We start from the raw sequence: 23,311 nt of genomic DNA, 5'->3' as shown, positions 1-23,311 counted from the left end.
CCCCTGAAAAGCAGGCGGTACGGCCCGGGCCTTGTCTTTTAGGGGCGCGGGGAACTGCGCGAGCAACCCCCACCGGCCCGCAGGCCAGGACCGCCCTTCCCGCGGAGCCCCCTGCAAGGGAACCCGCGGTACCTTCTTGCCGCGACCGAGCCACCGTGTGCGGCCGCACAACGTGAGAGGGAGAGTGAACCGTGAGCAAGTTCGTGCGGCCGGCTGCCGAGGGCGCGGACCCGTTCGGGACGGCGCGGCTTCGGCGCGGCGTGCTGGACGCCTGGGCGACGAGCCCGGCCCGGTTCCGTGAGGACGCCAACGCCGAGGAGGACCTGGTCCTCGGCGGCTACCGGGACCGGCTGGTGGTCGAGCTCGCGCAGAACGCCGCCGACGCCGCCGCCCGGGCCGGAGTGCCCGGCCGGCTCAGGCTCACCCTCCGCGGCGGCGTCCTCGTCGCCGCCAACACCGGCGCCCCGCTGGACGCGACGGGCGTCGAGTCGCTCTCCACGCTGCGCGCCTCCGCCAAGCGCGACGACCACGACAGCGCGGTCGGCCGGTTCGGTGTCGGCTTCGCGGCCGTGCTCGCCGTGACCGACGAACCCGCCCTCGTGGGCCGGCACGGCGGCGTGCGCTGGTCGCTCGCCGAGGCCCGCGAACTCGCCACCGACACCGCCCGCCACAGCCCCGGGCTCGGTGACGAACTGCGGCGCCGTGACGGTCATGTGCCGCTGCTCCGGCTGCCGTTCGCGGCCGAGGGCACCGCCCCGGACCCGTACGACAGCGCCGTGATCCTGCCGCTGCGCGACGCGACGGCCGAGGACCTCGCCGAGCGGCTCCTCGACGGCGTCGACGACGCGCTGCTGCTGGCCCTGCCCGGCCTTGAGGAAGTCGTCGTCGAGGCGCGGGACGGGAGCGTACGGACCATCCGGCGCCGCCCCGACGCGGACACCGACGGCGATGTGGTCGTCGAGGACTCCCGTGACGGTACGACCCGCTGGCGTACCGTCTCCGCGCACGGTGCGCTGGAGCCCGTGCTGCTCGCCGACCGGCCCGTCGAGGAGCGGCTGCGCCCCCACTGGTCGGTCACCTGGGCCGTCCCGGTCGACGCCGACGGCACTCCGGCCAAGCCCCGCACCAGCCCCGTCGTGCACGCGCCCACACCCAGCGACGAACCCCTCGGCGTGCCCGCGCTGCTCATTGCCTCGCTCCCGCTCGACACCACCCGGCGGCACGCCGCCCCCGGCCCGCTGACGGACTTCCTGGTGCAGCGCGCGGCGGACGCGTACACCGAACTGCTCGCCGGCTGGCGGCCGGTGACCACCGGGATCATCGGCCTCGTACCGGGCGCGCTCGGTCAGGGCGAGCTGGACGGGGCCCTGCGCCAGGCGATCCTCGACCGGCTGCCGCGTACCGCCTTCCTGCCGCCCGCCGTCGAGCCGACCGGCGACGAGGACGGCGACGGCGACGAGGACGACGACTCCGACCTTCCGGAGGCCCTGCGGCCCCGCGACGCCGAGGTGGTGGAGGGGGCGGGCGCCGAGACCGTACGCGTCCTCGCCGAGGTGCTGCCGAGCCTGCTGCCCGCCGGGCTCGAACGGCGGGTGGAGCTGCGGACGTTGGGCGTCGCGCGTGTGCCGCTGACCGAGGCGATCGACCGGCTGGCCGGGCTGGAGAAGGACCCGGAGTGGTGGCGGCGGCTGTACGACAGCCTCGCCGGCGTCGACCCGGACCGGCTCACCGGACTTCCCGTGCCCTTGGCCGACGGGCGTACGACGATCGGGCCCCGGCAGGTCCTGCTGCCCGCCGACGACGGTGAGCGGGCGGCCCCGGAGGCCCTGGTCCGCCTGGCCCGCCTCGGGCTCAAGGTCGCCCACCCGGACGCCGCCCATCCGCTCCTGGAGAAGCTGGGCGCCCTGCCCGCCACCCCGCGCGCCGTCCTCACCACCCCGCAGGTCCGCGCGGCCGTCGCCGCCTCCCTCGACGACGACGGCGGCGCCTGGGACGAGGACGCACCGGACGCCGAGGAACTGGCCGACACCGTCCTCGCGCTCGTCCGCGACGCGCGCCTCGAACCCGGCGACGAACCCTGGCTCGGCGCCCTCGCCCTCCCCGACGAGGAGGGCGAACTCGCCCCGGCCGGTGAACTCGTGCTCCCCGGCAGCCCGTTCGCCCAGGTGATGCGCGAGGACGAACTCGCCTCCGTGGACGCCGAGTTGGCCGAGCGCTGGGGCGAGCAGCCGCTCGCCGCCTGTGGTGTGCTGGCCGACTTCGCCCTCGTACGCGCTACGGACGTGGTCCTCGACCCGGACGAACTGGAGCCGCGGGAAGGGGAGTTCGCCGAGCCCGACGACGCGGGTCTGCTCGACGCGGTGGACGTGTGGTGCGAGGACGTCCTCGACCGGCTGCCGGACCTGCCGGTACCGCCCGTCGCCACCGAGATCATCGCCGTACGGGATCTCGACCTGGTCGACGACGACCGCTGGCCGCAGGCCCTCGCCCTGCTCTCCCGGCCGCCGCTGCGGGACGCCCTCACCCAGCCGGTCCGCATGCTGCTGCCCGACGGAACGCACGAGATCGTCCGCTCCTACACCGCCTGGTGGCTGCGCGGGCACCCGGTCCTCGGCGGCCGCCGCCCGGCCGGCCTGCGCGCCGAGGGCGGCGACCCGCTTCTGCACGGCCTGTACGACCCCGCCGACGCCACCGGCTTCGACGACGAGCAGGTCCTGCGGGCGCTCGGCGTCCGCACGTCCGTCGCCGCCCTCCTCTCCGAACCGGGAGGAGCCGCCGAGCTCCTCGACCGCCTGGCCGACCCCGACCGCGAGGTCACGGCAGCCCAACTGCACGCCCTCTACAGCGCGTTGGCGGACCTCGACCCCGAGCAGGTCACCCTGCCGGACGAGCTGCGAGCCGTGGTGGACGGCCGGGTGACGGTTGTGGACGCGGCCGACGCCGTGGTCGTCGACTCGCCCGACCTGCTGCCCTTCACCACCGGCACCCCGCTGCTCCCCGTCCGCCCGTCCCACGCCGCCGACCTCGCCGAACTGTTCCAGGTGCGGCGCCTGAGCGACTCGGTCACCGGCGAGGTGACGAGCGAGGGCACCGAGCACGACGTCCCGGAGTCCGTACGGGTCCTGCTGGGCCCGGCCACCCCCACGACGTACGTCGAGCACGAGGAGCTCTTCGTCGACGCCACCGAACTCGACTGGCGCCGCACCCGCGACGGCGTGCTGCACGCCGCCACCCTGGAGGGCGTCGCCGCGGGCCTGGCCTGGTCGGCCGGCCAGTGGCCACGCCGCTTCGAGGTCGCCGCACTCCTGGAGGACCCGTCCAGGACGGAGGAACTGGAGCGGGACCGCTGGTTCGACTGAGGGGCTCGGGGCTCGGGGGCTCAGGTGCGGTTGGGTCGGCCGGGGAAGCCGGGGCCGGTGATGTGATCTGGGCAACATTTGCGCCAGAAATTCACCGGCCGTACAACTATTCGTTCCCCTCGTGGATCTGATCACCGCGAGCCCTCCGGGCTCCGTGAACTCAATGATTCGGACCTCGCGGACATGGCTTTGCCGCGAGGTCCCTCTCCACGTGGGGAACACATGCGCATGCGTGCCATCCTGGGCGTCGTCACCGGTGCCCTGGCCCTCTCCGCCCTCGCCGTGCCGGCCGCCCAGGCCGACGACGTCGTGGGCGACACCAAGATCTCGAACGTCGTGGTCAACGGCGGCAAGGCCGTCGTCGCCGGCGCGACCGGGCAGAAGACGTTCACGGTCAGCTTCACCGCCACGGACGACTCGGGCATCGACTGGGCCCAGGCGATCCTGTTCCACGGCTCGGACATCGAATCGTCCGACACCGGCGCCGTCGCCAACAGCAGCGACCTCCGGGCCACCTGCACCGCGGTCAACGCCACGACCTCGACCTGCAAGTCGAGCTTCACCGTCGCGGCGGGCGACAACCTCTTCAACGGGGCGGCCGGCGGCTGGAAGGTCTGGGCGCTCGCCGCGGCCACCGACGCGGACTATGTCCAGAAGGACAACGTCAAGGGCTTCAAGGTCCAGCGCGCCTCGAAGCTGACCGTCAACGCCTCCCCGGAGCCCGTGAAGAAGGGCAAGACCATCACGGTCACCGGCAGCCTGACCCGTGCCAACTGGGACACGGGCAGGTACGCGGGGTACACCGCCCAGTCGGTGAAGCTCCAGTTCAAGAAGAAGGGCACGACGACCTACGGGGACGTCAAGACGGTCACGTCCGGTTCGGCCGGTGCCCTGAGGACGACGGTCACGGCCTCGGTCGACGGCTACTACCGCTACAACTTCGCGGGCACGACGACGACTCCGGCGGTCAAGGCCGCGGGCGACTTCATCGACGTGCAGTAACCGTCCGACTTGCCGCCGACCGGCCCCACGCCCAGCCCGGGTGTGGGGCCGGTGGTGTGTGGTGTGGAGGGGCTTGGCGTGGGTGGGGGCTGATCTGCGACCAGCCCCCACCCACCCGCACCCCGCAATCCGACCGATCCACCCACCCCCTACGCGCCCGCGCCCTACACGGGAAATCGACGGTCAACCACCTTCCACACCAGCTCCAACGATGCCGAAGCCACCACCGCAATCCCCACCGCCGTCCACGGCATGGTCGTCCCCACCAGTTTCAGCGCGAAGAAGTCCTGAAGCCACGGCACCACCAGCACGACCACGAACCCCATCCCCATCGCAGCAACCAGCCCCACCCGCCACCACGTATACGGCCGCGCGACGATCGCCAGTACCCACATCGTGATCAGGAACAACGTCAGCGTCGCCGCACTCGTCTCCGCGTCCAGAGACCCTTCCCCGGTGTAGTAGTGACGAGCGATCAGATACGTGGCGAACGTGGCGACCGCCGCGACGACCCCGCCCGGAATCGAGTACCGCATCACCCGCCGTACGAAGTGCGGCCGAGCCCGTTCCTTGTTGGGCGCCAGGGCCAGGAAGAACGCCGGCACACCGATCGTCAGCGTCGACAACAGCGTCAAGTGCCGCGGCAGGAACGGGTACTCCACCTGCGAGCACACCACCAGCACCGCGAGCAGCACCGAGTACACCGTCTTGACGAGGAACAACGTCGCGACCCGCGTGATGTTCCCGATGACCCGCCGCCCCTCGGCGACGACGGACGGCAACGTCGCGAAGCTGTTGTTCAGCAGCACGATCTGCGCGACGGCCCGGGTCGCCTCCGACCCCGACCCCATCGCGACCCCGATGTCGGCGTCCTTCAGGGCGAGCACGTCGTTGACCCCGTCACCCGTCATCGCGACCGTGTGGCCGTGTGACTGGAGCGCCCCCACCATGTCCCGCTTCTGCTGCGGCGTGACCCGTCCGAACACCGTCCCCTCGTCCAGCGCCTTGGCCATCTCCGCCTTCTCGGTGGGCAGCCGCCGCGCGTCGACCGTGGCGGCGGCCCCGGCCAGACCGAGCTTGGCGGCGACCGCGCCGACCGACACCGCGTTGTCGCCGGAGAGCACCTTGGCCCGTACGTCCTGCTCCTCGAAGTACCGCAGGGTGTCCGCCGCGTCGGGCCGCAGCCGCTGCTCCAGGACGACGAGCGCGGTCGGCCGGGCCTCCTCCTGAACCCGCGGGTCGTCCAGGCCCTTCACGGCCCGAGCGAGCAGCAGCACGCGCAGCCCCTGCTCGTTGAGCTGCTCGGTCTCGGCGAGCGCCGGGTCCTCGGACGGCAACAGCACATCCGGGGCGCCCAGCAGCCACGTACTCGACTGGCCGTCGCCCTCGCTGAAGGACGCCCCGCTGTACTTGCGCGCGGAGGAAAAAGGCAGGGCCTGGACGCAGCGCCAGTTCTCGCCGTCCGGGTAGGCGTCGATGATCGCCTGGAGCGAGGCGTTCGGCCGCGGGTCCGACTCACCGAGGGCGCCCAGCACCTTCCGTACGTACGACTCGTCGCTGCCGCCCAGCGGCCGTACCTCCGTGACGTCCATGCCGCCCTCGGTGAGCGTGCCCGTCTTGTCGAGGCAGACCGTGTCGACGCGGGCGAGGCCCTCGATGGCGGGAAGTTCCTGGACGAGGCACTGTTTCCGGCCAAGTCTGATGACCCCGATCGCGAAGGCGACGGAGGTGAGGAGGACCAGCCCCTCCGGAACCATGGGCACGATGCCACCGACGGCCCGCGCGATCGAGTCCTTGAAGTCGTCGTTCTTGACGACGAGCTGGGTGATGGCCAGGCCGATCGCGGCCGGGACCATCATCCACGTCACGTACTTGAGGATCGTGGAGATACCGGTCCGCAGCTCGGAGTGGACGAGGGTGAAGCGGCTCGCCTCCTCGGCGAGCTGCGCCGCGTACGCCTCGCGCCCCACCTTCGTCGCGGTGAACGCACCGCCGCCCGCCACCACGAAGCTGCCCGACATGACCTGGTCGCCGGGCTGTTTGACGACCGGGTCCGCCTCACCGGTGAGCAGCGACTCGTCGATCTCCAGACCGTCGGCCTCGGCGCACTCGCCGTCCACGACGATCTTGTCGCCGGGCCCGATCTCGATGAGATCCCCGAGCACGATCTCCGAGGTGCCGACCTCGGCGGCGACCCCGTCCCTGCGGACGGTCGGCCGCGCCTCGCCGATCACCGCCAGCGAGTCCAGGGTCTTCTTCGCGCGCAGCTCCTGGATGATGCCGATCCCGGTGTTCGCGAGGATCACATAGCCGAACAGGCTGTCCTGGAACGGCGCGACGAACATCATGATCAGCCAGAGCACACCGATGATCGCGTTGAAGCGGGTGAAGACGTTCGCCCGGACGATCTCGACCGTGGAGCGACTGCTGCGCACGGGTACGTCGTTGACCTCGCCCCGCGCCACGCGCTCGGCGACCTCGGCCGCGGTGAGGCCCACCGCCTTGGGCGTGGGGGTGCGTATGGGTGTGGGATGCACAGGGTCGAGTTCGGCACCCGCGTCGGTGTGCGACATGCATCCGACGGTACGGGGGGATATACGGCTTCACCCGCCGAGTGCACCAAAGATCCGACCAGGGGAGGACCCGGATGGTGCTGTGGTTGTATGCGGGCGCTCCGCCGGGTCACGCTTTGTTCATCTGCGGGTGGGTGGGGGTTGGCCGCGCCCCTGAAAGCGGGGCTGCGCCCCTTACGAGGCCGCGTCGCGCTTGATCGCCGCCTCGCGGCCCCGTACGTACCAGATGCCGATCAGGCCGAGGCCCGCGCCGGCCAGGCAGGTCCACAGCCACCACAGGTGGCCGTGGTCGTCGAGCCAGCCGTAGAAGGGCAGCTGCACCAGGAAGAGGACGAACCAGAGGATCGCGCCACCGGTGACGGTGGCGACCACCGGGCCCTCCAGGGGTTCCGGTGCCTCGTGCCGTTGCGTCCACTTCGCCATGGGGACAGCTTACGAGGTGATCAGAACCCTGCGCGCCCGTGAACCAGGCCGTGAACCAGGGCGTGAACCAGGGCGTGAACCAGCCCGTGAACCAGCCCGTAGACCAGGGTGTGATGGCAGACCGCGACGTGCCTCGGAGCCCGACCCGCGTGTCACCCGTCGCCGATCGGGCATACGCAGCCGAGGCCGTGCCCGTCGGTATCGGCCGAAACGGCGAGCCGATCGCCCAGCCGCCAGGCTGACGGCGGACGTACCGGCACGCAGGACGGAGGGGCACGTAGAACGGTAGGACGGACAGGTACGCGGGGCGGACAGACGCACGAGGAGACTGGTTCCACATGCAGATCGACCTGGCGGGACGCACCGCCCTGGTGACGGGCTCGACGCAGGGCATCGGCGCGGCGATCGCCGCCGGACTCGCCCGCTCCGGCGCCCGTGTCGGGGTGAACGGCCGAGACGAGAAGCGGGTCGCGGAGGCCGTGGCGCGGCTGACGGAGGAAGTGCCCGGGGGCTCCTTCGTACCCGTGGCCGCCGACGTGGCGAACGAGGAGGGTGCCCAGCGCGTCCTGGAGGTGCTGCCGGAGGTGGACATCCTCGTCAACAACCTCGGCATCTTCGGCTCCGCCGACCCCCTCGACATCAGCGACGAGGAGTGGCGGCGCTACTTCGAGGTGAACGTGCTGGCCGCGGTACGGCTGACCCGCATGTACCTGCCGGGCATGACCGAGCGCGGCTGGGGCCGGATCCTGAACATCGCCAGTGACTCGGCGATCGTCATCCCGGCCGAGATGATCCACTACGGCATGTCCAAGACGGCGCTCCTCGCGGTCGGCCGCGGCTTCGCGAAGCAGGCGGCGGGCACGGGGGTGACGGTCAACTCGGTCATCGCCGGCCCTACCCACACCGGCGGCGTCGAGGACTTCGTCTACGAACTCGTCGACCGTGATCTGCCCTGGGACGAGGCCCAGCGCGAGTTCATGCGCAGGCACCGGCCGCAGTCGCTCCTGCAACGGCTGATCGAGCCCGAGGAGATCGCCCACATGGTCGTCTACCTCAGCTCCGACCAGGCGTCGGCCACGACGGGCGGAGCCCTGCGGGTCGACGGTGGATACGTCGACTCGATCCTGCCCTGACGACGCGGGCCCGGCGCCCGGCGCAGCTCACCGCGGGCTCACGCGACCCGGCCCCATCGCGTGGGCTCACGTGACCCGTCGTCCCCCTGTGGGCTCACGTGACCCCGTAGAACTTTTCCGTCTCCTCGACCGCGGTCTGGAACCGCTCGTCGAAGTCGTCGCGTACGAGCGTCCGGACCACGTAGTCCTGGACGCTCATCCCCCTTTTGGCCGCATGATGCCGGAGCCGATCGAGCAGCTCCCCGTCTATCCGCAGGCTGAGCACACTGGTCCCCATGAGGTCGAGGGTTGCCGTACCCCGCCGTGCCTTGGGTCACTTTCCGGAGCATTCTCACTCGTATGAGTGATGAGAGGTGTGGGTGGCCCGTTTCACGGTGATCCGGAGTGTGTCCCGGTGGTCTTTAGGGAGAGTAATGAGTTACTCTAATGAACATGCCTGACCTGACCCATGGCGACGACGTTGCCGCCGTGAACTCCCTGCGATCAGCCGTGATGCGCCTGTCGCGTCGACTCAAGCACCAACGGGTCGACGAGTCGCTGAGCCCGACCGAAATGTCGGTGCTCGGCACCCTCGCCCGCTGCGGCACGGCCACCCCGGGCGAGCTCGCCCGCAAGGAGCATGTGCAGCCGCCCTCGATGACCCGCATCGTGGCGCTCCTCGAAGCCAAGGGCCTGGTCAAGCTGGAGCCGCACCCCGAGGACCGGCGCCAGAAGGTCGTCACGCAGACCGAGCGGGCCGAGGCCATGCTCGACGAGAGCCGCCGCAAGCGGAACGCGTGGCTGGCCTCCCTGGTCGACGGCCTGGACGAGGACGACTGGGCGAAGCTCCGCGAGGCCGCCCCCGTCCTGGAGAAACTCGCGCACCTGTAACGCGCGCGCACCGGTACGTCGCGCGCACCGAACCCACCCCGTCCCCCACTTCCCGTCCCCCACTTCCCGTCCCCCACCCTCGTCCAAGGAGGCGAACGCCGTTGAGTACGGGACCCGGAGCAGACTCCGCCCCCGCACCTGCCGACCACAACTCCCCGTCCGCTCCCAAGACCCGCTCCTCGATGTTCAGCTCGCTGAAGATCAGGAACTACCGCCTGTTCTTCACCGGCCAGGTCGTCTCCAACACCGGCACCTGGATGCAGCGCATCGCCCAGGACTGGCTGGTGCTGAGCCTGACCGGCTCCTCGGCCGCCGTCGGTATCACCACGGCGCTGCAGTTCCTGCCGATGCTGCTCTTCGGCCTGTACGGCGGTGTCCTCGTGGACCGCCTGCCGAAGCGCCCGGCGCTGCTGGCCACCCAGGCAGCCATGGGCCTCACGGGCCTCGCGCTCGCCTTCCTGACCCTCTCCGGCCAGGTCCACGTCTGGCACGTCTACGTCGCCGCCTTCGCCGTCGGCCTCGCCACGGTGATCGACAACCCGGCCCGGCAGTCCTTCGTCGCCGAGATGGTCGGTCCCGGCCAGCTGCAGAACGCGGTCAGTCTCAACTCCGCCAACTTCCAGTCCGCCCGCCTCGTCGGCCCCGCCGTCGCGGGCCTGCTCATCACGAGCGTGGGCACGGGCTGGGCGTTCCTGCTCAACGGCCTGTCGTTCGTCGCGCCCATCGCCGGTCTGCTCCTGATGCGCTCCCGTGAGCTGAACCAGGTCGAGCGCACCCCGCGCGGAAAGGGCCAGCTCCGCGAGGGCCTGCGCTATGTCGCGGGCCGCCCCGACCTGCTGTGGCCGATCATCCTCGTCGGATTCATCGGCACCTTCGGCTTCAACTTCCCGGTCTGGCTCTCGGCCTACGCGGACGACGTCTTCCACGCCGGCGCGGGCGCGTACAGCCTCTTCAACACGCTGATGGCCGTGGGGTCGCTCGCGGGCGCGCTGCTCGCCGCCCGGCGTGGTACGGCCCGGGCACGCGTGCTGGTCGCGGCGGCCGTCGCCTTCGGCGTCCTGGAGATCGTGGCGGCCCTGGCCCCGTCCTACTGGCTGTTCGCCTTCCTCATGGTCCCCATCGGAATCGCCGGCCTGACCGTCAACGTCACGGCGAACACGACGGTCCAGATGGGCACCGACCCGGCCATGCGCGGCCGCGTCATGGCCCTGTTCATGATGGTCTTCATGGGCGGTACGCCGCTGGGGGCGCCCGTGGTCGGCTGGATCACGGACGCCTACGGCCCCCGGGTCGGCTTCGCCGTCGGCGGAGTGATCTCGGCCCTGGCCGCGGTCACCGTCGGCCTGGCCCTGGCCCGCGTGGGCGGCCTGCGCCTGTCGGTGGGCTGGCACCACGGCCACCCGCGGGTCCGCTTCGTCCCGAGGGAACGGGCGCTGGCGACCGCGGCGTAGGACCGCAGCGTAGGACCGGAGTCTCGGCTGTTCGGTCGCCTCGGCTGTTCAGTCGCGGGGGAACTCGTCGGTCTTGAGGACGAGGTCGACGGGCGTCCCGGTCAGGTCGACCTCGTCGCCGAAGCCGAAGCTGACCTCGCAGTGGTACTCGCCGCCCTTCGGCTGCGTGTGCAGGTGCCAGCGGCCGGTGTACGGGTTCACGATCAGGTACGCCGGCACCCCGGCGGCGGCGTACGCGGCCTTCTTCGGCTCGTAGTCGTTCCGTGCGGTGCCCTTGGAGATCACCTCGGCGACGAACTCGACGTCCTGATACCGCAAGCGGTCCTTGTCGTCCGGCTCGAAGCCCTCCGCGAGGGCCGCCACGTCAGTCGCGAACCCGTTGAGGTGCCCGGGGAAGTCGATGCGAACGTCGGACATCAGGCGCTGCATCGGATACCGGGCACACAGCTGGTCGAGGATGTTGAAAATGATCTGCCAGTGCGTGCGGCGCTGCGGCGACATGAAGATGTTCCCCCCGACGATCTCAACCTTGATTCCCTCGGGGACGGGCATCTTCTCCAGCCACTCGAACATCGCGTCGAGCGTGAGTTCGCCGCTGCTCTCGGCCATCTCGATCCTGTCTTCAAGGACGGTCATCGTGGCGCTCCTCCCCGGCTACGACTCGTTCGAGCGCAGCCGCGCAGTACAACGATACGCACGGTCATCAGGGCACGCTCGGGGCGAAGGCACACGACGGGGAGACTGACGCCATGAGACTCTTCGCCGCTGTGCTGCCCCCGGAGAACGTGACCGCCGAACTCGCCTCGGTGGTCGACGAGTTGAGGAAGCTGCCGGAAACGGGCCAGGGGCTGCGCTGGACGGGCCGCCCCGGCTGGCACTTCACGCTCGCGTTCTACGGAGAGGTCGACGAGGATCTCGTACCGGATCTGTCGGCCCGCCTGGAGCGCGCGGCGCGGCGGACGGACCCGTTCCCTCTGTCCCTGCGGGGCGGCGGCCGTTTCGGGGGCCGGGCGTTGTGGGCGGGCGCCGCGGGGGACGTACGGACGTTGCGGCTGCTCGCCGAGCGGGCGGGGGCGGCGGGGCGGAAGGCGGGGGTGGAGCGGGAGGAGCACCGCCGGTACCGGCCGCACCTCACGCTGGCGCGCAGCCGGGAGGAGACGGACTTCACGCAGTACGTGTCCACGCTGGACGGCTTCGAGGGGCGGGCGTGGACGGTCGGCGAGCTCTGCCTGATGCGGAGCCGGCTGCCCGCCTCGGGTGTGCCGGGGGAGCAGCCGCGGTACGAGGTGCACGGACGTTGGCCCCTTGGCCGACCTGCCGCCTGACCTTTCGCCCGACCCGTAGCCTGACCCGCCGCCCGATCCGTCGCCCGACGTGTCACCGGACTCTCCCCCGGACCCCTCGCCGGGGGTGCCTGAGGGCGGGGCGGCTAGGCTCGGCGACGTGGACCCGAAGACGCGGAACCGGATCATGGCCGGGGTGCTTGTGCTGATGTTCGTTGTGGTGGCGATGGCGGCGGCGGTGGGCAGGTAACCGACCGACCTCGCCGTCGTCCTTGTGCCTCCATGGGATCAGCCTTGTGCCTCCGTGGGATCGACCGTCCAAGTCGCCCGGCCATGAGGCAGTGAGAGGGCGCTTCCCTGGGCCAACGGCGCTGATGAAGCGCCGAGTGACACCCTTGCTTCGAGCGGGCTCGAAGGCGTTGGCTATGACCATGAAGTACACGCAGCTGGGACGCACAGGACTCAAGGTCAGCCGACTCGTACTCGGGACCATGAACTTCGGTCCGCAGACCGACGAGGCCGACAGCCACGCGATCATGGACGCGGCGCTGGACGCGGGGATCAACTACTTCGACACCGCCAACGTGTACGGCTGGGGCGAGAACAAGGGCCGTACCGAAGAGATCATCGGAAGCTGGTTCGCCAAGGGCGGCGAGCGCCGCGACAAGGTGGTCCTGGCCACCAAGGTGTACGGGCACATGACCGCCGGCGACGCCTGGCCCAACCACGACAAGCTCACCGCGCTCAACATCCGGCGGGCGGTGGACGCGAGCCTGAAGCGGCTCCAGACCGACTACATCGACATCTACCAGTTCCACCACATCGACCGCGACACTCCCTTCGAGGAGATCTGGCAGGCCATCGACGTACTCGTGCAGCAGGGGAAGATCCTTTACGTCGGGTCCTCCAACTTCCCCGGCTACAAGATCGCCCAGGCCAACGAGATCGCCGCCCGCCGAGGCGGCACGATCGGCCTCGTCAGCGAGCAGTGCCTCTACAACCTCGCCGAGCGCCGCGCCGAGATGGAGGTCATCCCGGCCGCCCAGGACTACGGCCTCGGCGTCATCCCGTGGTCGCCGCTGCACGGCGGTCTGCTCGGCGGTGTCATCAAGAAGGAGGTCGAGGGCGGGCGCCGGGCGAGCGGCCGGGCCGCCGACGCCCTCACCAACACCGCCATCCGCGCGCAGATCCAGTCGTACGAGGACCTGCTGGACAAGCACGGCGTCGAGCCCGGCGAGGCCGCCCTGGCCTGGCTGCTGACCCGGCCGGGCATCACGGGCCCGATCGTCGGCCCGCGCACGGCCGAGCAGCTGGAGTCCGCCCTGCGGGCCGTCGAACTGGAGCTGAGTGCGGAACTGCTGACCTCGCTCGACGAGATCTTCCCCGGACCGGGGCCTTCGCCAGAGGCGTTCGCCTGGTGACGTCGTAGGCCGACGGTTCACGTGATGGCTGCCGCGGCCCCGCCGATACCCGCAAGGAACCGCAAGGAACCGGAAGGAAGCGGCGGCCATCAACAGGGCGGGATCCCGAGCACGAGTCGGCTGACCTCGAGTCGCGGCTGGCTCAGAAGGGTTCAGTCGACGTCGAGTACCGCCTTGCCCCGCAGGCGGCCTGCTGCCATCTCCTTCAGCAGCGAGTCCGCGACGGCCCAGTTGTCGCGGCGACCGATCTCGACCTGGAGCTTCCCCTGCGAAGCCAGGTCCAGTAGCGCGTTCATGTCCTGGGCGTCACGACTCCCGTCACCGTCGCCGTAGACGAAGTGGCGCAAGGTCAGAGAGGTGCCCCCCTGGACCTGCCGGAAGAAGTCCAGGGTGATGGGGCTGCCGCTGGCCTGACCGAACCAGAGGAACTGGCCGCCGGGGCGCAGCTTGTGGGCTGTCTTCGACCCCAGGTCGCCACCCACGGACTCCAGGACGATGTCGAAGGCGGTGTCCTCGACGGCGTCGATGTCGAGGGCGATCTTGGCGCCCAGCGCCGCCATGTGGTCAGTCGGCTGGCCCTGCGCGGCAACGGCGGTGATCTCGGCTCCTTCCGCGACGGCGAGCTGGATGAGGACCTGGCCGACCCCGCCTCCCACGCCCGTGGCGAGAATCCTGCGCCCCTCCAGAGGGCCGGCGAGGGCGAGGAGTCGCTGGGCGACCAGCCCGCCCAGGGGGAGCGCGGCCGCGGAGGCGGAGTCCACGTTGTCGGGGATGACCGCGAGGCGGTCCGCCGAGGCGGCGACGTACTCGGCGGCGCCTCCTCCTGAGGGCAGGTGGAGGGCGACCCGGCTGCCCTCCGACGGTCCGCTGCCGTCCACTGCTGCCTTCGCGACGACCCCGGCCGCGTCGATACCGGGGCGGAACGTGGTCGAAGGGTCGCTCAGGTACAGGAAGTCCGCCCGGTTGAGTGCGACGTCGGTCACCCGGATCAACACTTCGTGGCGCTGCGGGGTGGGGAGATCGACCTCCCCCAGCTCGGTGAGGGTCTCCGGGTTGCCGGTCGGGATGAGCGCGCGCATGAAAGCACCTTCCTGGGAAGTGGTAGTACTGCTACCGCTTCACCGTACGCATAAAACGGTAGTGGAACAACCGGATCGGTCTGCGGTGCGACTGACGGAGGGGGGTGGGGCGGCTGGCGCCGTGCGCCTGAGTGGGGCGTGGGGCCGAGTGGGCGCGCCTCCCGCAAGAAGCGGTAGTATCACTACCGAATCCATCGTGCTGGCCGAGGCGGGGCAGCACCACTACCGCCTCGGTGGGTGTCCCGATCAGGAGCCTGGATTGACCGCCACGTCACCGCGTGCACCGCGCAAAGACCAAGTTCGCAACCGGCGGCGGCTGCTCGATGCGGCCCGCCTGGCCTTCGCCGAGCAGGGACCCGACCTGAGCATCGAGGCCATCGCCCGGACCGCGGGAGTGGGAGCAACCACCTTCTACCGGCACTTCGCGACCAAGGACGACCTTGTCCTTGAGTTGCTGGAGGACCTGGCGCGCGGCGCGGGCCAGGTCGCGGAGGAGGCCGCTGCCATCGCCGACGACTGGGAGGCCTTCCGCGCGGTGTTCACCCGCGGGTGCGTACTCGACGACGCGGGGCTGCGGTTGTTCGACGCTCTGTGCAGGACGAGCCCGCAGGCGGCCGAGCAGGGGAGGGCTCTCACCGCCTCCTTGATCACCCCGGTCGCCGACCGAGCCCGGCGAAGCGGCCAACTGCGCGGGGATGTCACCGCCGAAGACGTGGCGGCGTTCATGCGCATGGCCGACTCGGCCTCAACTCCCCGGCAGCGTGAGAGCACGCACGAGGTGATGCTGGCCGGCCTGCGCACTCCGGCCGAGTAGCGGCATCCTGTTCCTGTTCCTGTTCCTGGCCTTCGGCTCCTGTTCCTGGCCCTCGGCGGAGGTCACCTGGCGGGCCGGGCTGATCGCCGATCTAGGCAACACCCCTCCCGGGTCCCGCGTGGCGGGTCACGGGACGGTCGGCGCGGGCGCTGGGCGGCTGGTCGTTCCCGGCGGCCCCGGCGGCCCCGGCGGTTCCGGCGGTTCCGGTGGTCCCGGTGGTCCCGGCGGGGAACAGTTCGGTCAGCCAGCGGAACGACGGGACCACCTGTGGCTCCCACAGCGCCATCGTGTGGCCGCCCGCGCTGCGCGGCACGAGCACCACGTGCACGTTCGTCGGCGCCTTCGCGGCCTGTTGGAGGCTCACGGCCGCCTCGTAGCCGTCGCGCGGCTGACCCGAGAGGTAGAGCGAGATCGGGGGCGGTACGGGCGCCCGCCTGAGCATGAGATACGGGTTGTTGGCGGCCCGCAGTGCCGGGGTCCGCGCGGTCAGCGAACTGCGTTCACCGTTCGGGTCGTTGTAGCCGGACAGGCTGACCGCGGCCCGGTAGCGGTCGGGGTGGGCGATGGCGAGCCTCGTCGCGCAGTGTCCCCCGGCCGAGTATCCGGCGACCGCCCAGCCCTGCGGGGCCGACTGGGCACGGAAGTTGTCGGTGACCATCCTCGGTACGTCGATGCTCAGCCAGGAGTCGGCGTTGACCGTGCCCGGCACGTTGGCGCAGCCCGTGTCCACCCTGGGCAGCAGGCTGGTACGCGGCGCCACCAGAATGAACGGCGCGACCTGCCCACTGCGCATCAGCGGCATCAGCTGCTCGTGCGCCTTCAGCGTCCCGAACCACGCCTTCGCCGAGCCCGGGAAGCCCGGCAGCAGCTCCACGACGGGGAACTTGTGGTTGCGGTAGGCGGGTTCGTCGTACTGCGGGGGCAGCCAGACGTAGACCTCGGCGTTCACCCCCGAGACCCGGCCCTTGAGCTGAGTGACGCGCACGCCGCCGGCCGCGCGCATGCCGGGCCCGGAGGCCCTGTGGAAATTCTGCTGGACCCTGGGCAACCGCTCCAGCGATATCCCGCCGGTACCGTCCGCACCCAGGTCGGCGGCCCGCTGCACATGGTTGCTCGTGCCGAGCAGGTCGGACCAGTTGTCGTAGAGACAGTTGGAGTTGTTGACCAGGACGAACACCAGGGTGACGGCCGTGCCCTGCGCGAACAGCAGCATCAGCACCCGGCCCACGGCCCGCAGCACTCTGGGCCCCCGCAGCCGCGACCACAGCACGAGCGGCAGCACGACGGCGAGGGCGAACAGTACGACGACGGTGTAGAGGAACGACGTCCCGGTCAGACTCATGCCCTTGGAGAGGGAAACCCAGGGCTCCTGGTCACGTCCGGGAGACCGGACTTACCAGGATGTTGCAGAAATCTCACCAGGGTGTGACGGAGGGGGCGGCGGCGGGTGGCAGGTTCCGGGCGATGGTTGACGGTGCCGGTGAGGGGCGATGGGTGAGGTGAGGGTGATGGGCTGCGGGGCCACCGACGTACGTCGCGCCGTGCCCGTGCCCGTGCCCGTGCTCGGCGGCCTGGGCTGGGAAGCCGTCCTTGTGCGGTTCAGCGGGCAGGGTTGACGAAGTCCAGGGCCTCACGGGCCAGTCCGTCCCAGCTGAGCTCCGAGCCGGGGTCCAGGCTGAGCCACTCGCGCATGAGCCGCCCGTGCCCCGGGTCGAAGCGCTCGCCCTCACCGGCATCCACCAGCTGGTCGACCCGGGCCCGCGGGAGCTTCACCACCAGACGGCCCTGCGCGAGCATCGCGAAAATCTTCCCGCCGACCTTGAGTGCGGCAGCGCCGAACTTTCCCTCCCGTCCCGGCTCGTCGCCAGGGATGGTCACCCCGTCCAGCTCCGCGAACTGCGCGACCAGCTGCTCGTACCGCTCCTCGGGAGAGACTGCCCGCCGTCGCTGCATCGGCTCCTCGACTCATTCCGGCCGGTGCGGGGTCTCCTGCCGACCTCCGACATCTCGGTGTCCGGCAGCCTACTGTCGTGACCAGGCAGACCATAGGAACAAGCCAGGTGAACGTGCCGGGCGAGCGGGGCCAGGCGTTCTGAACACCTTGCCGGGCGCAGGAATCACTTCAGGGACACGCTCAGGGCGTACAGCCTGGTGACCTGTTTCGGGTTGCTGTTGTTGTCGCTGATCAGATAGAGCAGGCGGCGGCCACGGTGTTCCCCCTCGGTGAGGCGGCCGCCGAGGGCCATGCCCTCCACGTTGTCGAGGAGCGGGTTCGGCTGGGTCTGTCCCTCGGGTGCCTTCAGGTCTCCGGAGGGGCAGTCGACCAGGTCGAGTACGAGCCGCTTCTTCTCGGTGGCGAAGGTGTCGGGGAGTTCGTCGGTCAGGTATGTGACCTTTGAGACGTCCGTCATGCCGGTGAGTGTGACGTCGTAGACGCGGATCCTGTTGCCCATGCCCGCGGCGTACGTGCGCTCCAGTGCGAGCAGCCGGTCGGTGTCGACCGCGACGAGTTCCGCCAGGTAGGCGCCCGCGTCGGCCTCGTACGCGTACTGGCCGTCGAAGGCGTACGAGCCGCCCGGCGAGCCCGTGTAGCGCTGGATGCGCAACAGGTTGCGGCCCGCCGAGTCGCCGTCGCCGGCGAGCGGCCCTTCGAGGCCCGTGTAGAGGTGGCGGCCGTCCGACGTGGCGGTCAGGGACTCGACGTTGCGGTTTCCGTCGGCCCGCCCTCCGGAGGGGATGTTCCGCCAGGGTCCGGGGACGGGCAGGGTGCCCAGCTCCTTGCCGTCCGCGATCCGGAACCGATGGATCGCCGAGTCTCGCTCCGCGCTGATCAGCACGGTGTCGGTGCCCTTCTCGACGACCAGGCCCTCACCGTCGAAGCCTTGCTTGTACGGGGTGCCGTCCTTGCGTCTGAGGGTCCGGATCCCCCCGCCGCTCTCGGGATCGGGATCGAGGCGGTCGGGGGTGCCGAGCGCGACGTGGAACATCCGGCCCGGGGCGTTGTCGGCCAGCACCCACGCGTGGGCCGGTCCGTCGAGCGCGATCGCGGACAGGCCGTCCAGGCGGGCCCGCTGGTACTTCGGATCGTCGACCCTGCCCAGGGCGTCGGAGACGCTCAGCAGCGACGCGGTCTTCGAGCAGGGCCCGGCCGCCTTCTCGGGCGGCCACAGGATCAGGGCTCCCGCCGTCGTGAGAGCCGCGACCACCGCCACCGCGGCGGACACCAGGTAGCCGCGCCGTCTGCGCCCGGGTGCGGTCGGTGTCCCTCCGGACGGCGGCGGGACGGCCTGCGCGACGTGCTGCCGGTTCTTGACGAAGAGCAGCGAGCCGATGCCGTTGCGGTCCTGCAGTTCGGGCTGCGGCCGCCTCTTGCGCTGCAGACTGGTGCGGACATGGTGGAAGACCCTGCCCAGGGGCAGCACCTCCGGATCGCCCGGGATGCCGTGCCCCAGGATGTTCACGAGTTCACCGGTGAAGGCCGTGCACTCCTCGCCCCGGGGGGACAGCGCCAGTCGGTTCGCGGCGGAGGCCGCCACCACGTACGACCCCTCGACGTCATTCATGAGGGCCGTGACCTGCAGAGTCCCCGCGGCGGACATGCCGTCGAGCGCCTTGCCGCTGTAGCAGCAGTCCAGCACCACGACGCGACGCTTGGCCGAGCCGTTGTCGCGAATGGCGCGGCGCAGCCATTCGTAGGGCACCGCCCCGTCGATCTCCCCGGGTTCCGTCCCGGGAAGCGTCAGATAGAGACCGCCGTCCGAGTGGTCGATGAAGCCGTGGCCCGCGTAGTAGACGATCAGTGTGTCCTGAGCGGCCGTGGCCGCTTTGCGGACCGGGCCGATCAGCTCCTGCTGTGTCGCCGGATTGGACACGACCTGGCACGACTCCCGGGGTACGCCCCAGATACCCGGGTCCGTCAACGCCTCTTCGAGCCGAGTGAGGTTGTTCCGTACGGCCCGCAGCGGATCCAGGGCGGTGTACGCGTCGACCCCGATGAGCACGCAGGCCGAACGCGCCGGATCGATCCGGGAGTTGGTCTCTCCGGTCATCGGCGCCTCTCCCGGTCCTGGCCCTGGTCCCGGTCCTCCAAGGCGCGCAGGAGTGCCTCGGCGTCGTCGAGACGGCCGTCGGGGAGCGTGATCCTTACTCCGTCGCGCTCGATGACCATCGTCGAACGGGGTGCGTGTCCCTGCCGCCATGTCGCGATCGCCACTGCGAGGCTGCCGAGCTGCAGCGCGGTGTTCAGGACGACGGCGATGGTCTCGAAGCCGGCCCCCATCGTGTCGGTGTCCGGCTCCTCGGGTTCCGAGCCGACCATCGCGACCTCGACGACCCCCCTCAACTCCCGGTCGTCGCACAGCCACTTGTAGAGGGAACGCCGCTCGGTGTCGTGCCGAGCCCCGTCCATCGTGATCCGGATCTCCATGACGCCCAGCATCACGTGAGGGGCGGTACGACGTGCGCGAATCAGGGCGTGGATACCTCGTCCGGATGGAAGATCCGGTGAGGGCGGGTCCGGTCCGGATGGGCGACTTAGAGTGCGCCCGAATCACTCACGACGCGGCGACGTGGCCGAGGAAGGTGGCCCATGGCGCGGGGGCGACCTTGAGGGTGGCGGAGGTGGGGGTTTTGGAGTCGCGGATGTGGATGGTGGCGGGGGTGGCGGCGGTCTGGGCTACGGCTATCTCGACGCATTCGCCCTCGCTACCGCTGTAGCTGCTCTTGGTCCACTGCACGGCAAGCTCCACGCATTCGCCCTCGCCGCCGCTGTAGCTGCTTTTGAACCAGTCGAGGTCCGTGCTCATAGCTCCCGCGCCACCTCTTCGATCAGCTTCGCGGACTCCTCGGGAGTGAGGGCCTGCGCCCGCAGAATGCCATATTTGCCGAACAGGTCTCCAAGGTCAGGATGTTCGCTTACGAAGTAGCCGCCGCTTGGCCCTTCGATGTAGGCGAGCTGGAGACGCTCGGTTGTCTCCAGGAGGATCATGGGGCCGTTCAGTCCGGCATGTGTATGCCGGTCGTGCGGCATGACCTGGACCTCGACGTGGCGGAGTCGGCCGATGGTGAGGACGTGGTGCAGTTGCTCCTTGAGCGTCGCCGGACTGCCCAACGGCCTTGTGAGAGTGCTCTGTTCCAGTACGTAGCTGACGCTCGGCGAGGGTTTGCGCTCGAAGAGCTGCTGTCGCTCCAGTCGGGAGGCGACCCGCTTCTCGATCTCGTCGTCGTCCAGAGTCGGGTAGCGGTTGCAGGAGTAGACGGCGCGCGCGTACGCCTCGGTCTGGAGCGAACCCGGGATCAGATGGGTCTGGTACACGTGCAGCGCGGAGGCCTTCCTCTCCTCCGCCAGGTAGTCCTCGGTCCATGGCCGAAGTCCGCTGTTCCCGAACTCCTTCTCCGCCAACACCAGTAGTGCACCTTGTGCACCCAGAACCTGGTCCGCGGTCTCGACCAACTTGCCCTTGGGCTGTCGCTCGCCGCGCTCCACCATCGCGACCTGTGACTTGGAGTATCCGACGTGTCCGCCGAGCCCTTCCAGCGTCATCCCGGCCCGTTCGCGGTAGAAGCGCAACAGCACACCGAAGGACTCCGACCCGCGTTCACTGGAGTGCACAGCGACCTCCCCAAGTGCACAGACGTGCACGGACCTTGCGTAACCCTGGTCACAGTATGTGACCGACCGGAAGCATTTGCTTCATGAACCCGAAAACCTCCCCCACCACCGTCCACGCCTGGATCCCCGCCTCCGGCCACGGACTCCGTCACGCCGGTATCCACTTCGACGCCGTACGCATCGCGGGCGTCCTCGCAGAGCAAGTCGCGTACGAGCTCATGCAGTTCACGGACTTTCGGGCGGGGCCGGTCGTCCGGGAGGCGACGGGGTACCGGTACATGTACTTCCTGTTGCCTCCGCAAAGTGCCACGGGCTACCGCTGGCCCACCGGGGTGCGGGCGCTGGGGCGGGACTCGCAGGGATGGGCGTACGTGGGGGTGCCCGCGTTGGGCGGGCTGACCTGGCCGTTGGAGTGGAGGTCGGAGCCGACGCCCGAAGTGCCGTTCGTGGAGGCGGGGTTGCTGCACGAAGTGGTGGGCCGCTTGATCGGTGATGTACGGTGACCGCGACATCACACTCCGTGCGCATCCGTGTACGGAGCGGTCCCCGGAGGTGCTGAGAACACCGCCCGAGGACCTTCACCACCGAGTGGTCTAGAGGTCCACCAGGGATGCTTAGGCATGCTATCGCGCCGGTTCGGCGCTATACGAAGGCTTCGCACGACGTCGTACGGCACTCGCGGCTCAACAGTGACGCGAAGGTTCTGCTGCTGTACGTACAGGGGCTCCCCGAGTCCGAGGCCACCGCCCCCAAGCCGCTCAGCGAACACGCGGCCAGGCTGGGTCTGAAGGGCCGGGCCTACCAGAAGGCCAAGCAACTCCTCGCCGACTGCGGTTACTTGCACGAGTGGCGGGAGCAGGGGGCGCGGGGCCGCTGGGTCACGGAACAACTCCTCACCAATGTCACCCTCACGCGTGACGAGGCGTCCCGGGTCCGTGAGGACGACGACCTGCCGAGTGAGCGTCCGCCGACGGTCGGTGGGCCGGGGGAGCGGACGGTCGGTGATTCTCCCCAGACAGAAGACTTGGGAGAGAAGAACCTTCCCCACCCACCACCCCAAGACCCGCCTCGGGATGCCGATCACATCGATCACGCCGCTGACACCGCTGATCGCGAGGATCCCGAACCGGATCCCGAACCGGATCCTGAACTCGCGGAGGCGGAAGGCCTGTTGCTGTCGCTGCGTCACTCGAACCGGGATCTGCTCCTCGGCGTACGCGAGGCCCGGCTCCTTGCTGGCGCGGCTGCGGAGTGGTTGCGGCGGGGTGTCTCCGCGCCGGATCTCCGCCGCGCCCTGACGACCGGCCTTCCGAAGGACGGCATCCGCTCGGCGGTCGGGTTTCTGCGTCACCGCCTGGTCCAGAAGCTACCGGCGGCGGCGAGACTTCGGCATCCGGTCGCTGCTCCGCCCTCACCCGAGTGGGTAGCCCCTCCGGCCAGGCGGGGCCTCGTGACCTGCCCGGGCCCCGGCAGCGAGCACGTCTTCCGCCCCCGTAGCGACGAAACCCACTGCCTCCGCTGCCGCACGGCCGCCGCGTTCGAGGCGACGCTCCAGTTCCAGCCACTCTCGGAGCAGTGGCGGACGCGTGTACAGGAGTGTGCCGCCGGTGCGTAGCGCGTCATACGCTGCTGCCGCAGCCCGGAAGGCGGCCTCGGAGAGGAGCAGGGACATGGCGGCATGGAGCGAGATCCTTCAGGAGGCGCGTGAGGCCGTCGGCTTCACCGGGCCCATGGTTCCGCGCAACCTTGAGGGGATCCGCGCGGCCCTCCGCCCCGACCGGCTACCGGACCTCGACACCGAATTGGCGACCCTCTCGGAAGGATCCGCCTTCGAGGCGTTCCTCGACCACTGGTGGGCGCAGTCCCTCGCCGACACGGCCACCGACGCGAACGCCAAGGCCCTCGCCATCGACTTCGCCGACCTGGCGATCGCGCTGCGAGCCAAGGCAACGGGCGGCAGCGGTACGTACACGCAGGCCGAAGTCGAGGACATGCTGAGGGGCAAGGCCTCATGAGGTTCACGATCATCTGGGAACCGGCCGCGGCGGCAGGCCTGCGACGCCTCAAATCGCGTGACGGGGACGCCGTCAAGCCTCTCGTCCAGGCGATCAACTCCCTCGCCCTCGAACCCGAGCCGCCCGAGAGCAGCAAGCTGGGCGGCACCGATCTGCGGCGGTTACGGGTGGGTGCGTACCGAGTCACGTACGAGATCGATGGCGCACGAGTGGCGATCAAAGTGCTGATGGTGGGGCGGACGCAGGTGTGACGGCTGCGGGGGCGGAAGGCTAAGCC

At 70.2% G+C, this 23,311-nt stretch carries 24 protein-coding genes; 13 read left to right on the top strand and 11 right to left on the bottom strand.

All coding sequences use genetic code 11. From position 1 onward, the window contains the following. Positions 1–191 precede the first annotated feature (191 nt). On the top strand, positions 192–3,359 hold the full coding sequence (locus tag OHA11_RS19845; RefSeq protein ID WP_266498184.1) for a sacsin N-terminal ATP-binding-like domain-containing protein: 3,168 nt from the start codon (positions 192–194) through the stop codon (positions 3,357–3,359). A 222-nt stretch (positions 3,360–3,581) separates the two neighbouring features. Beyond that, positions 3,582–4,361 (top strand): DUF5707 domain-containing protein, encoded by a 780-nt coding sequence (locus tag OHA11_RS19840; protein ID WP_266498182.1) that lies wholly within the window; start codon positions 3,582–3,584, stop codon positions 4,359–4,361. A 164-nt stretch (positions 4,362–4,525) separates the two neighbouring features. Here OHA11_RS19840 and OHA11_RS19835 read toward each other — a convergent pair whose 3' ends face one another. Together OHA11_RS19835 and OHA11_RS19830 are read right to left on the bottom strand one after the other, a co-directional pair. Next, positions 4,526–6,934 (bottom strand): cation-translocating P-type ATPase, encoded by a 2,409-nt coding sequence (locus OHA11_RS19835; RefSeq protein WP_266498180.1) that lies wholly within the window; start codon positions 6,932–6,934, stop codon positions 4,526–4,528. A 174-nt stretch (positions 6,935–7,108) separates the two neighbouring features. Beyond that, complete coding sequence (locus OHA11_RS19830) at positions 7,109–7,357, bottom strand: DUF2530 domain-containing protein (RefSeq protein ID WP_266498178.1); 249 nt, start codon at positions 7,355–7,357, stop codon at positions 7,109–7,111. Positions 7,358–7,695: 338 nt separating this feature from the next. On the opposite strand from OHA11_RS19830, the gene OHA11_RS19825 reads away from it, so the two are divergent. Next, the gene (locus tag OHA11_RS19825) at positions 7,696–8,490 is read left to right on the top strand and encodes an SDR family NAD(P)-dependent oxidoreductase (protein ID WP_266498177.1); all 795 of its coding nucleotides are present in this window, start codon (positions 7,696–7,698) and stop codon (positions 8,488–8,490) included. A 94-nt stretch (positions 8,491–8,584) separates the two neighbouring features. Here the strand turns inward: OHA11_RS19825 and OHA11_RS19820 are convergent, their stop codons facing one another. Next, positions 8,585–8,767: a hypothetical protein gene (locus OHA11_RS19820; protein ID WP_055616674.1), complete on the bottom strand. Its 183-nt coding sequence runs from the start codon at positions 8,765–8,767 to the stop codon at positions 8,585–8,587. Positions 8,768–8,922: 155 nt separating this feature from the next. Between OHA11_RS19820 and OHA11_RS19815 the strand changes: the two genes are divergently transcribed. Further along, on the top strand, positions 8,923–9,360 hold the full coding sequence (locus tag OHA11_RS19815; RefSeq protein ID WP_266498174.1) for a MarR family winged helix-turn-helix transcriptional regulator: 438 nt from the start codon (positions 8,923–8,925) through the stop codon (positions 9,358–9,360). A 101-nt stretch (positions 9,361–9,461) separates the two neighbouring features. Continuing rightward, a complete protein-coding gene (locus OHA11_RS19810) occupies positions 9,462–10,811 on the top strand; it encodes an MFS transporter (RefSeq protein WP_323186594.1) in 1,350 nt (449 codons plus the stop codon). 48 nt (positions 10,812–10,859) lie between these two features. Here the strand turns inward: OHA11_RS19810 and OHA11_RS19805 are convergent, their stop codons facing one another. Next, positions 10,860–11,447, bottom strand: a complete 588-nt coding sequence (locus OHA11_RS19805) for a Uma2 family endonuclease (protein ID WP_266498173.1) — start codon at positions 11,445–11,447, stop codon at positions 10,860–10,862. Positions 11,448–11,560: 113 nt separating this feature from the next. Here OHA11_RS19805 and thpR point away from each other — a divergent pair, with 113 nt between their 5' ends. Both thpR and OHA11_RS19795 read left to right on the top strand, forming a co-directional pair. Further along, positions 11,561–12,136, top strand: coding sequence for an RNA 2',3'-cyclic phosphodiesterase (thpR, locus tag OHA11_RS19800; protein ID WP_266498170.1), 576 nt, complete (start codon positions 11,561–11,563; stop codon positions 12,134–12,136). A 389-nt stretch (positions 12,137–12,525) separates the two neighbouring features. Beyond that, positions 12,526–13,515 (top strand): aldo/keto reductase, encoded by a 990-nt coding sequence (locus OHA11_RS19795; protein ID WP_266498169.1) that lies wholly within the window; start codon positions 12,526–12,528, stop codon positions 13,513–13,515. 152 nt (positions 13,516–13,667) lie between these two features. Here the strand turns inward: OHA11_RS19795 and OHA11_RS19790 are convergent, their stop codons facing one another. After that, positions 13,668–14,594 carry a zinc-binding dehydrogenase gene (locus OHA11_RS19790; RefSeq protein ID WP_266498167.1) on the bottom strand — a complete coding sequence of 309 codons (927 nt, stop codon included), beginning with the start codon at positions 14,592–14,594 and terminating at the stop codon, positions 13,668–13,670. A gap of 259 nt (positions 14,595–14,853) precedes the next feature. Between OHA11_RS19790 and OHA11_RS19785 the strand changes: the two genes are divergently transcribed. Beyond that, positions 14,854–15,408 (top strand): TetR/AcrR family transcriptional regulator, encoded by a 555-nt coding sequence (locus OHA11_RS19785; RefSeq protein ID WP_266498165.1) that lies wholly within the window; start codon positions 14,854–14,856, stop codon positions 15,406–15,408. 91 nt (positions 15,409–15,499) lie between these two features. Here OHA11_RS19785 and OHA11_RS19780 read toward each other — a convergent pair whose 3' ends face one another. Then, a complete protein-coding gene (locus OHA11_RS19780; RefSeq protein WP_266498162.1) occupies positions 15,500–16,750 on the bottom strand; it encodes an esterase family protein in 1,251 nt (416 codons plus the stop codon). A gap of 148 nt (positions 16,751–16,898) precedes the next feature. Here OHA11_RS19780 and OHA11_RS19775 point away from each other — a divergent pair, with 148 nt between their 5' ends. Then, a complete protein-coding gene (locus OHA11_RS19775; protein WP_266498160.1) occupies positions 16,899–17,024 on the top strand; it encodes a hypothetical protein in 126 nt (41 codons plus the stop codon). Here OHA11_RS19775 and OHA11_RS19770 read toward each other — a convergent pair. From OHA11_RS19770 to OHA11_RS19750, 5 genes are all read right to left on the bottom strand, one after another. Further along, positions 17,008–17,361, bottom strand: coding sequence for a hypothetical protein (locus tag OHA11_RS19770; protein ID WP_266498157.1), 354 nt, complete (start codon positions 17,359–17,361; stop codon positions 17,008–17,010). The genes OHA11_RS19775 and OHA11_RS19770 overlap by 17 nt on opposite strands. A gap of 164 nt (positions 17,362–17,525) precedes the next feature. Then, complete coding sequence (locus OHA11_RS19765; RefSeq protein ID WP_266498155.1) at positions 17,526–19,457, bottom strand: esterase-like activity of phytase family protein; 1,932 nt, start codon at positions 19,455–19,457, stop codon at positions 17,526–17,528. Next, on the bottom strand, positions 19,454–19,834 hold the full coding sequence (locus OHA11_RS19760) for a hypothetical protein (RefSeq protein WP_266498153.1): 381 nt from the start codon (positions 19,832–19,834) through the stop codon (positions 19,454–19,456). Before OHA11_RS19760 ends, OHA11_RS19765 begins: the two co-directional genes overlap by 4 nt. A 127-nt stretch (positions 19,835–19,961) precedes the next feature. Next, positions 19,962–20,213 carry a DUF397 domain-containing protein gene (locus OHA11_RS19755; protein ID WP_266498150.1) on the bottom strand — a complete coding sequence of 84 codons (252 nt, stop codon included), beginning with the start codon at positions 20,211–20,213 and terminating at the stop codon, positions 19,962–19,964. Next, positions 20,210–21,019 carry a helix-turn-helix transcriptional regulator gene (locus tag OHA11_RS19750; RefSeq protein ID WP_266498148.1) on the bottom strand — a complete coding sequence of 270 codons (810 nt, stop codon included), beginning with the start codon at positions 21,017–21,019 and terminating at the stop codon, positions 20,210–20,212. Before OHA11_RS19750 ends, OHA11_RS19755 begins: the two co-directional genes overlap by 4 nt. A gap of 83 nt (positions 21,020–21,102) precedes the next feature. On the opposite strand from OHA11_RS19750, the gene OHA11_RS19745 reads away from it, so the two are divergent. The 4 genes from OHA11_RS19745 to OHA11_RS19730 all read left to right on the top strand — a co-directional run bounded on the left by OHA11_RS19745 (position 21,103) and on the right by OHA11_RS19730 (position 23,285). After that, entirely contained in the window at positions 21,103–21,522 is a 420-nt protein-coding gene (locus tag OHA11_RS19745; RefSeq protein WP_266498146.1) for a hypothetical protein, read from the top strand. Between the two features lie 107 nt (positions 21,523–21,629). Continuing rightward, on the top strand, positions 21,630–22,634 hold the full coding sequence (locus OHA11_RS19740; protein WP_266498143.1) for a hypothetical protein: 1,005 nt from the start codon (positions 21,630–21,632) through the stop codon (positions 22,632–22,634). A 55-nt stretch (positions 22,635–22,689) separates the two neighbouring features. Next, positions 22,690–23,034, top strand: coding sequence for a hypothetical protein (locus OHA11_RS19735; RefSeq protein WP_266498141.1), 345 nt, complete (start codon positions 22,690–22,692; stop codon positions 23,032–23,034). Next, positions 23,031–23,285: a type II toxin-antitoxin system RelE/ParE family toxin gene (locus OHA11_RS19730; protein ID WP_266498139.1), complete on the top strand. Its 255-nt coding sequence runs from the start codon at positions 23,031–23,033 to the stop codon at positions 23,283–23,285. The genes OHA11_RS19735 and OHA11_RS19730 overlap by 4 nt, the downstream gene beginning before the upstream one ends. The last annotated feature ends 26 nt before the right edge of the window (positions 23,286–23,311 follow it).

It is taken from the genome of Streptomyces sp. NBC_00878 (assembly GCF_026341515.1).
GTDB lineage: Bacteria > Actinomycetota > Actinomycetes > Streptomycetales > Streptomycetaceae > Streptomyces.
Note: the sequence above shows the minus strand (reverse complement) of the source record. Positions and strands in the feature narration are given on the sequence as shown.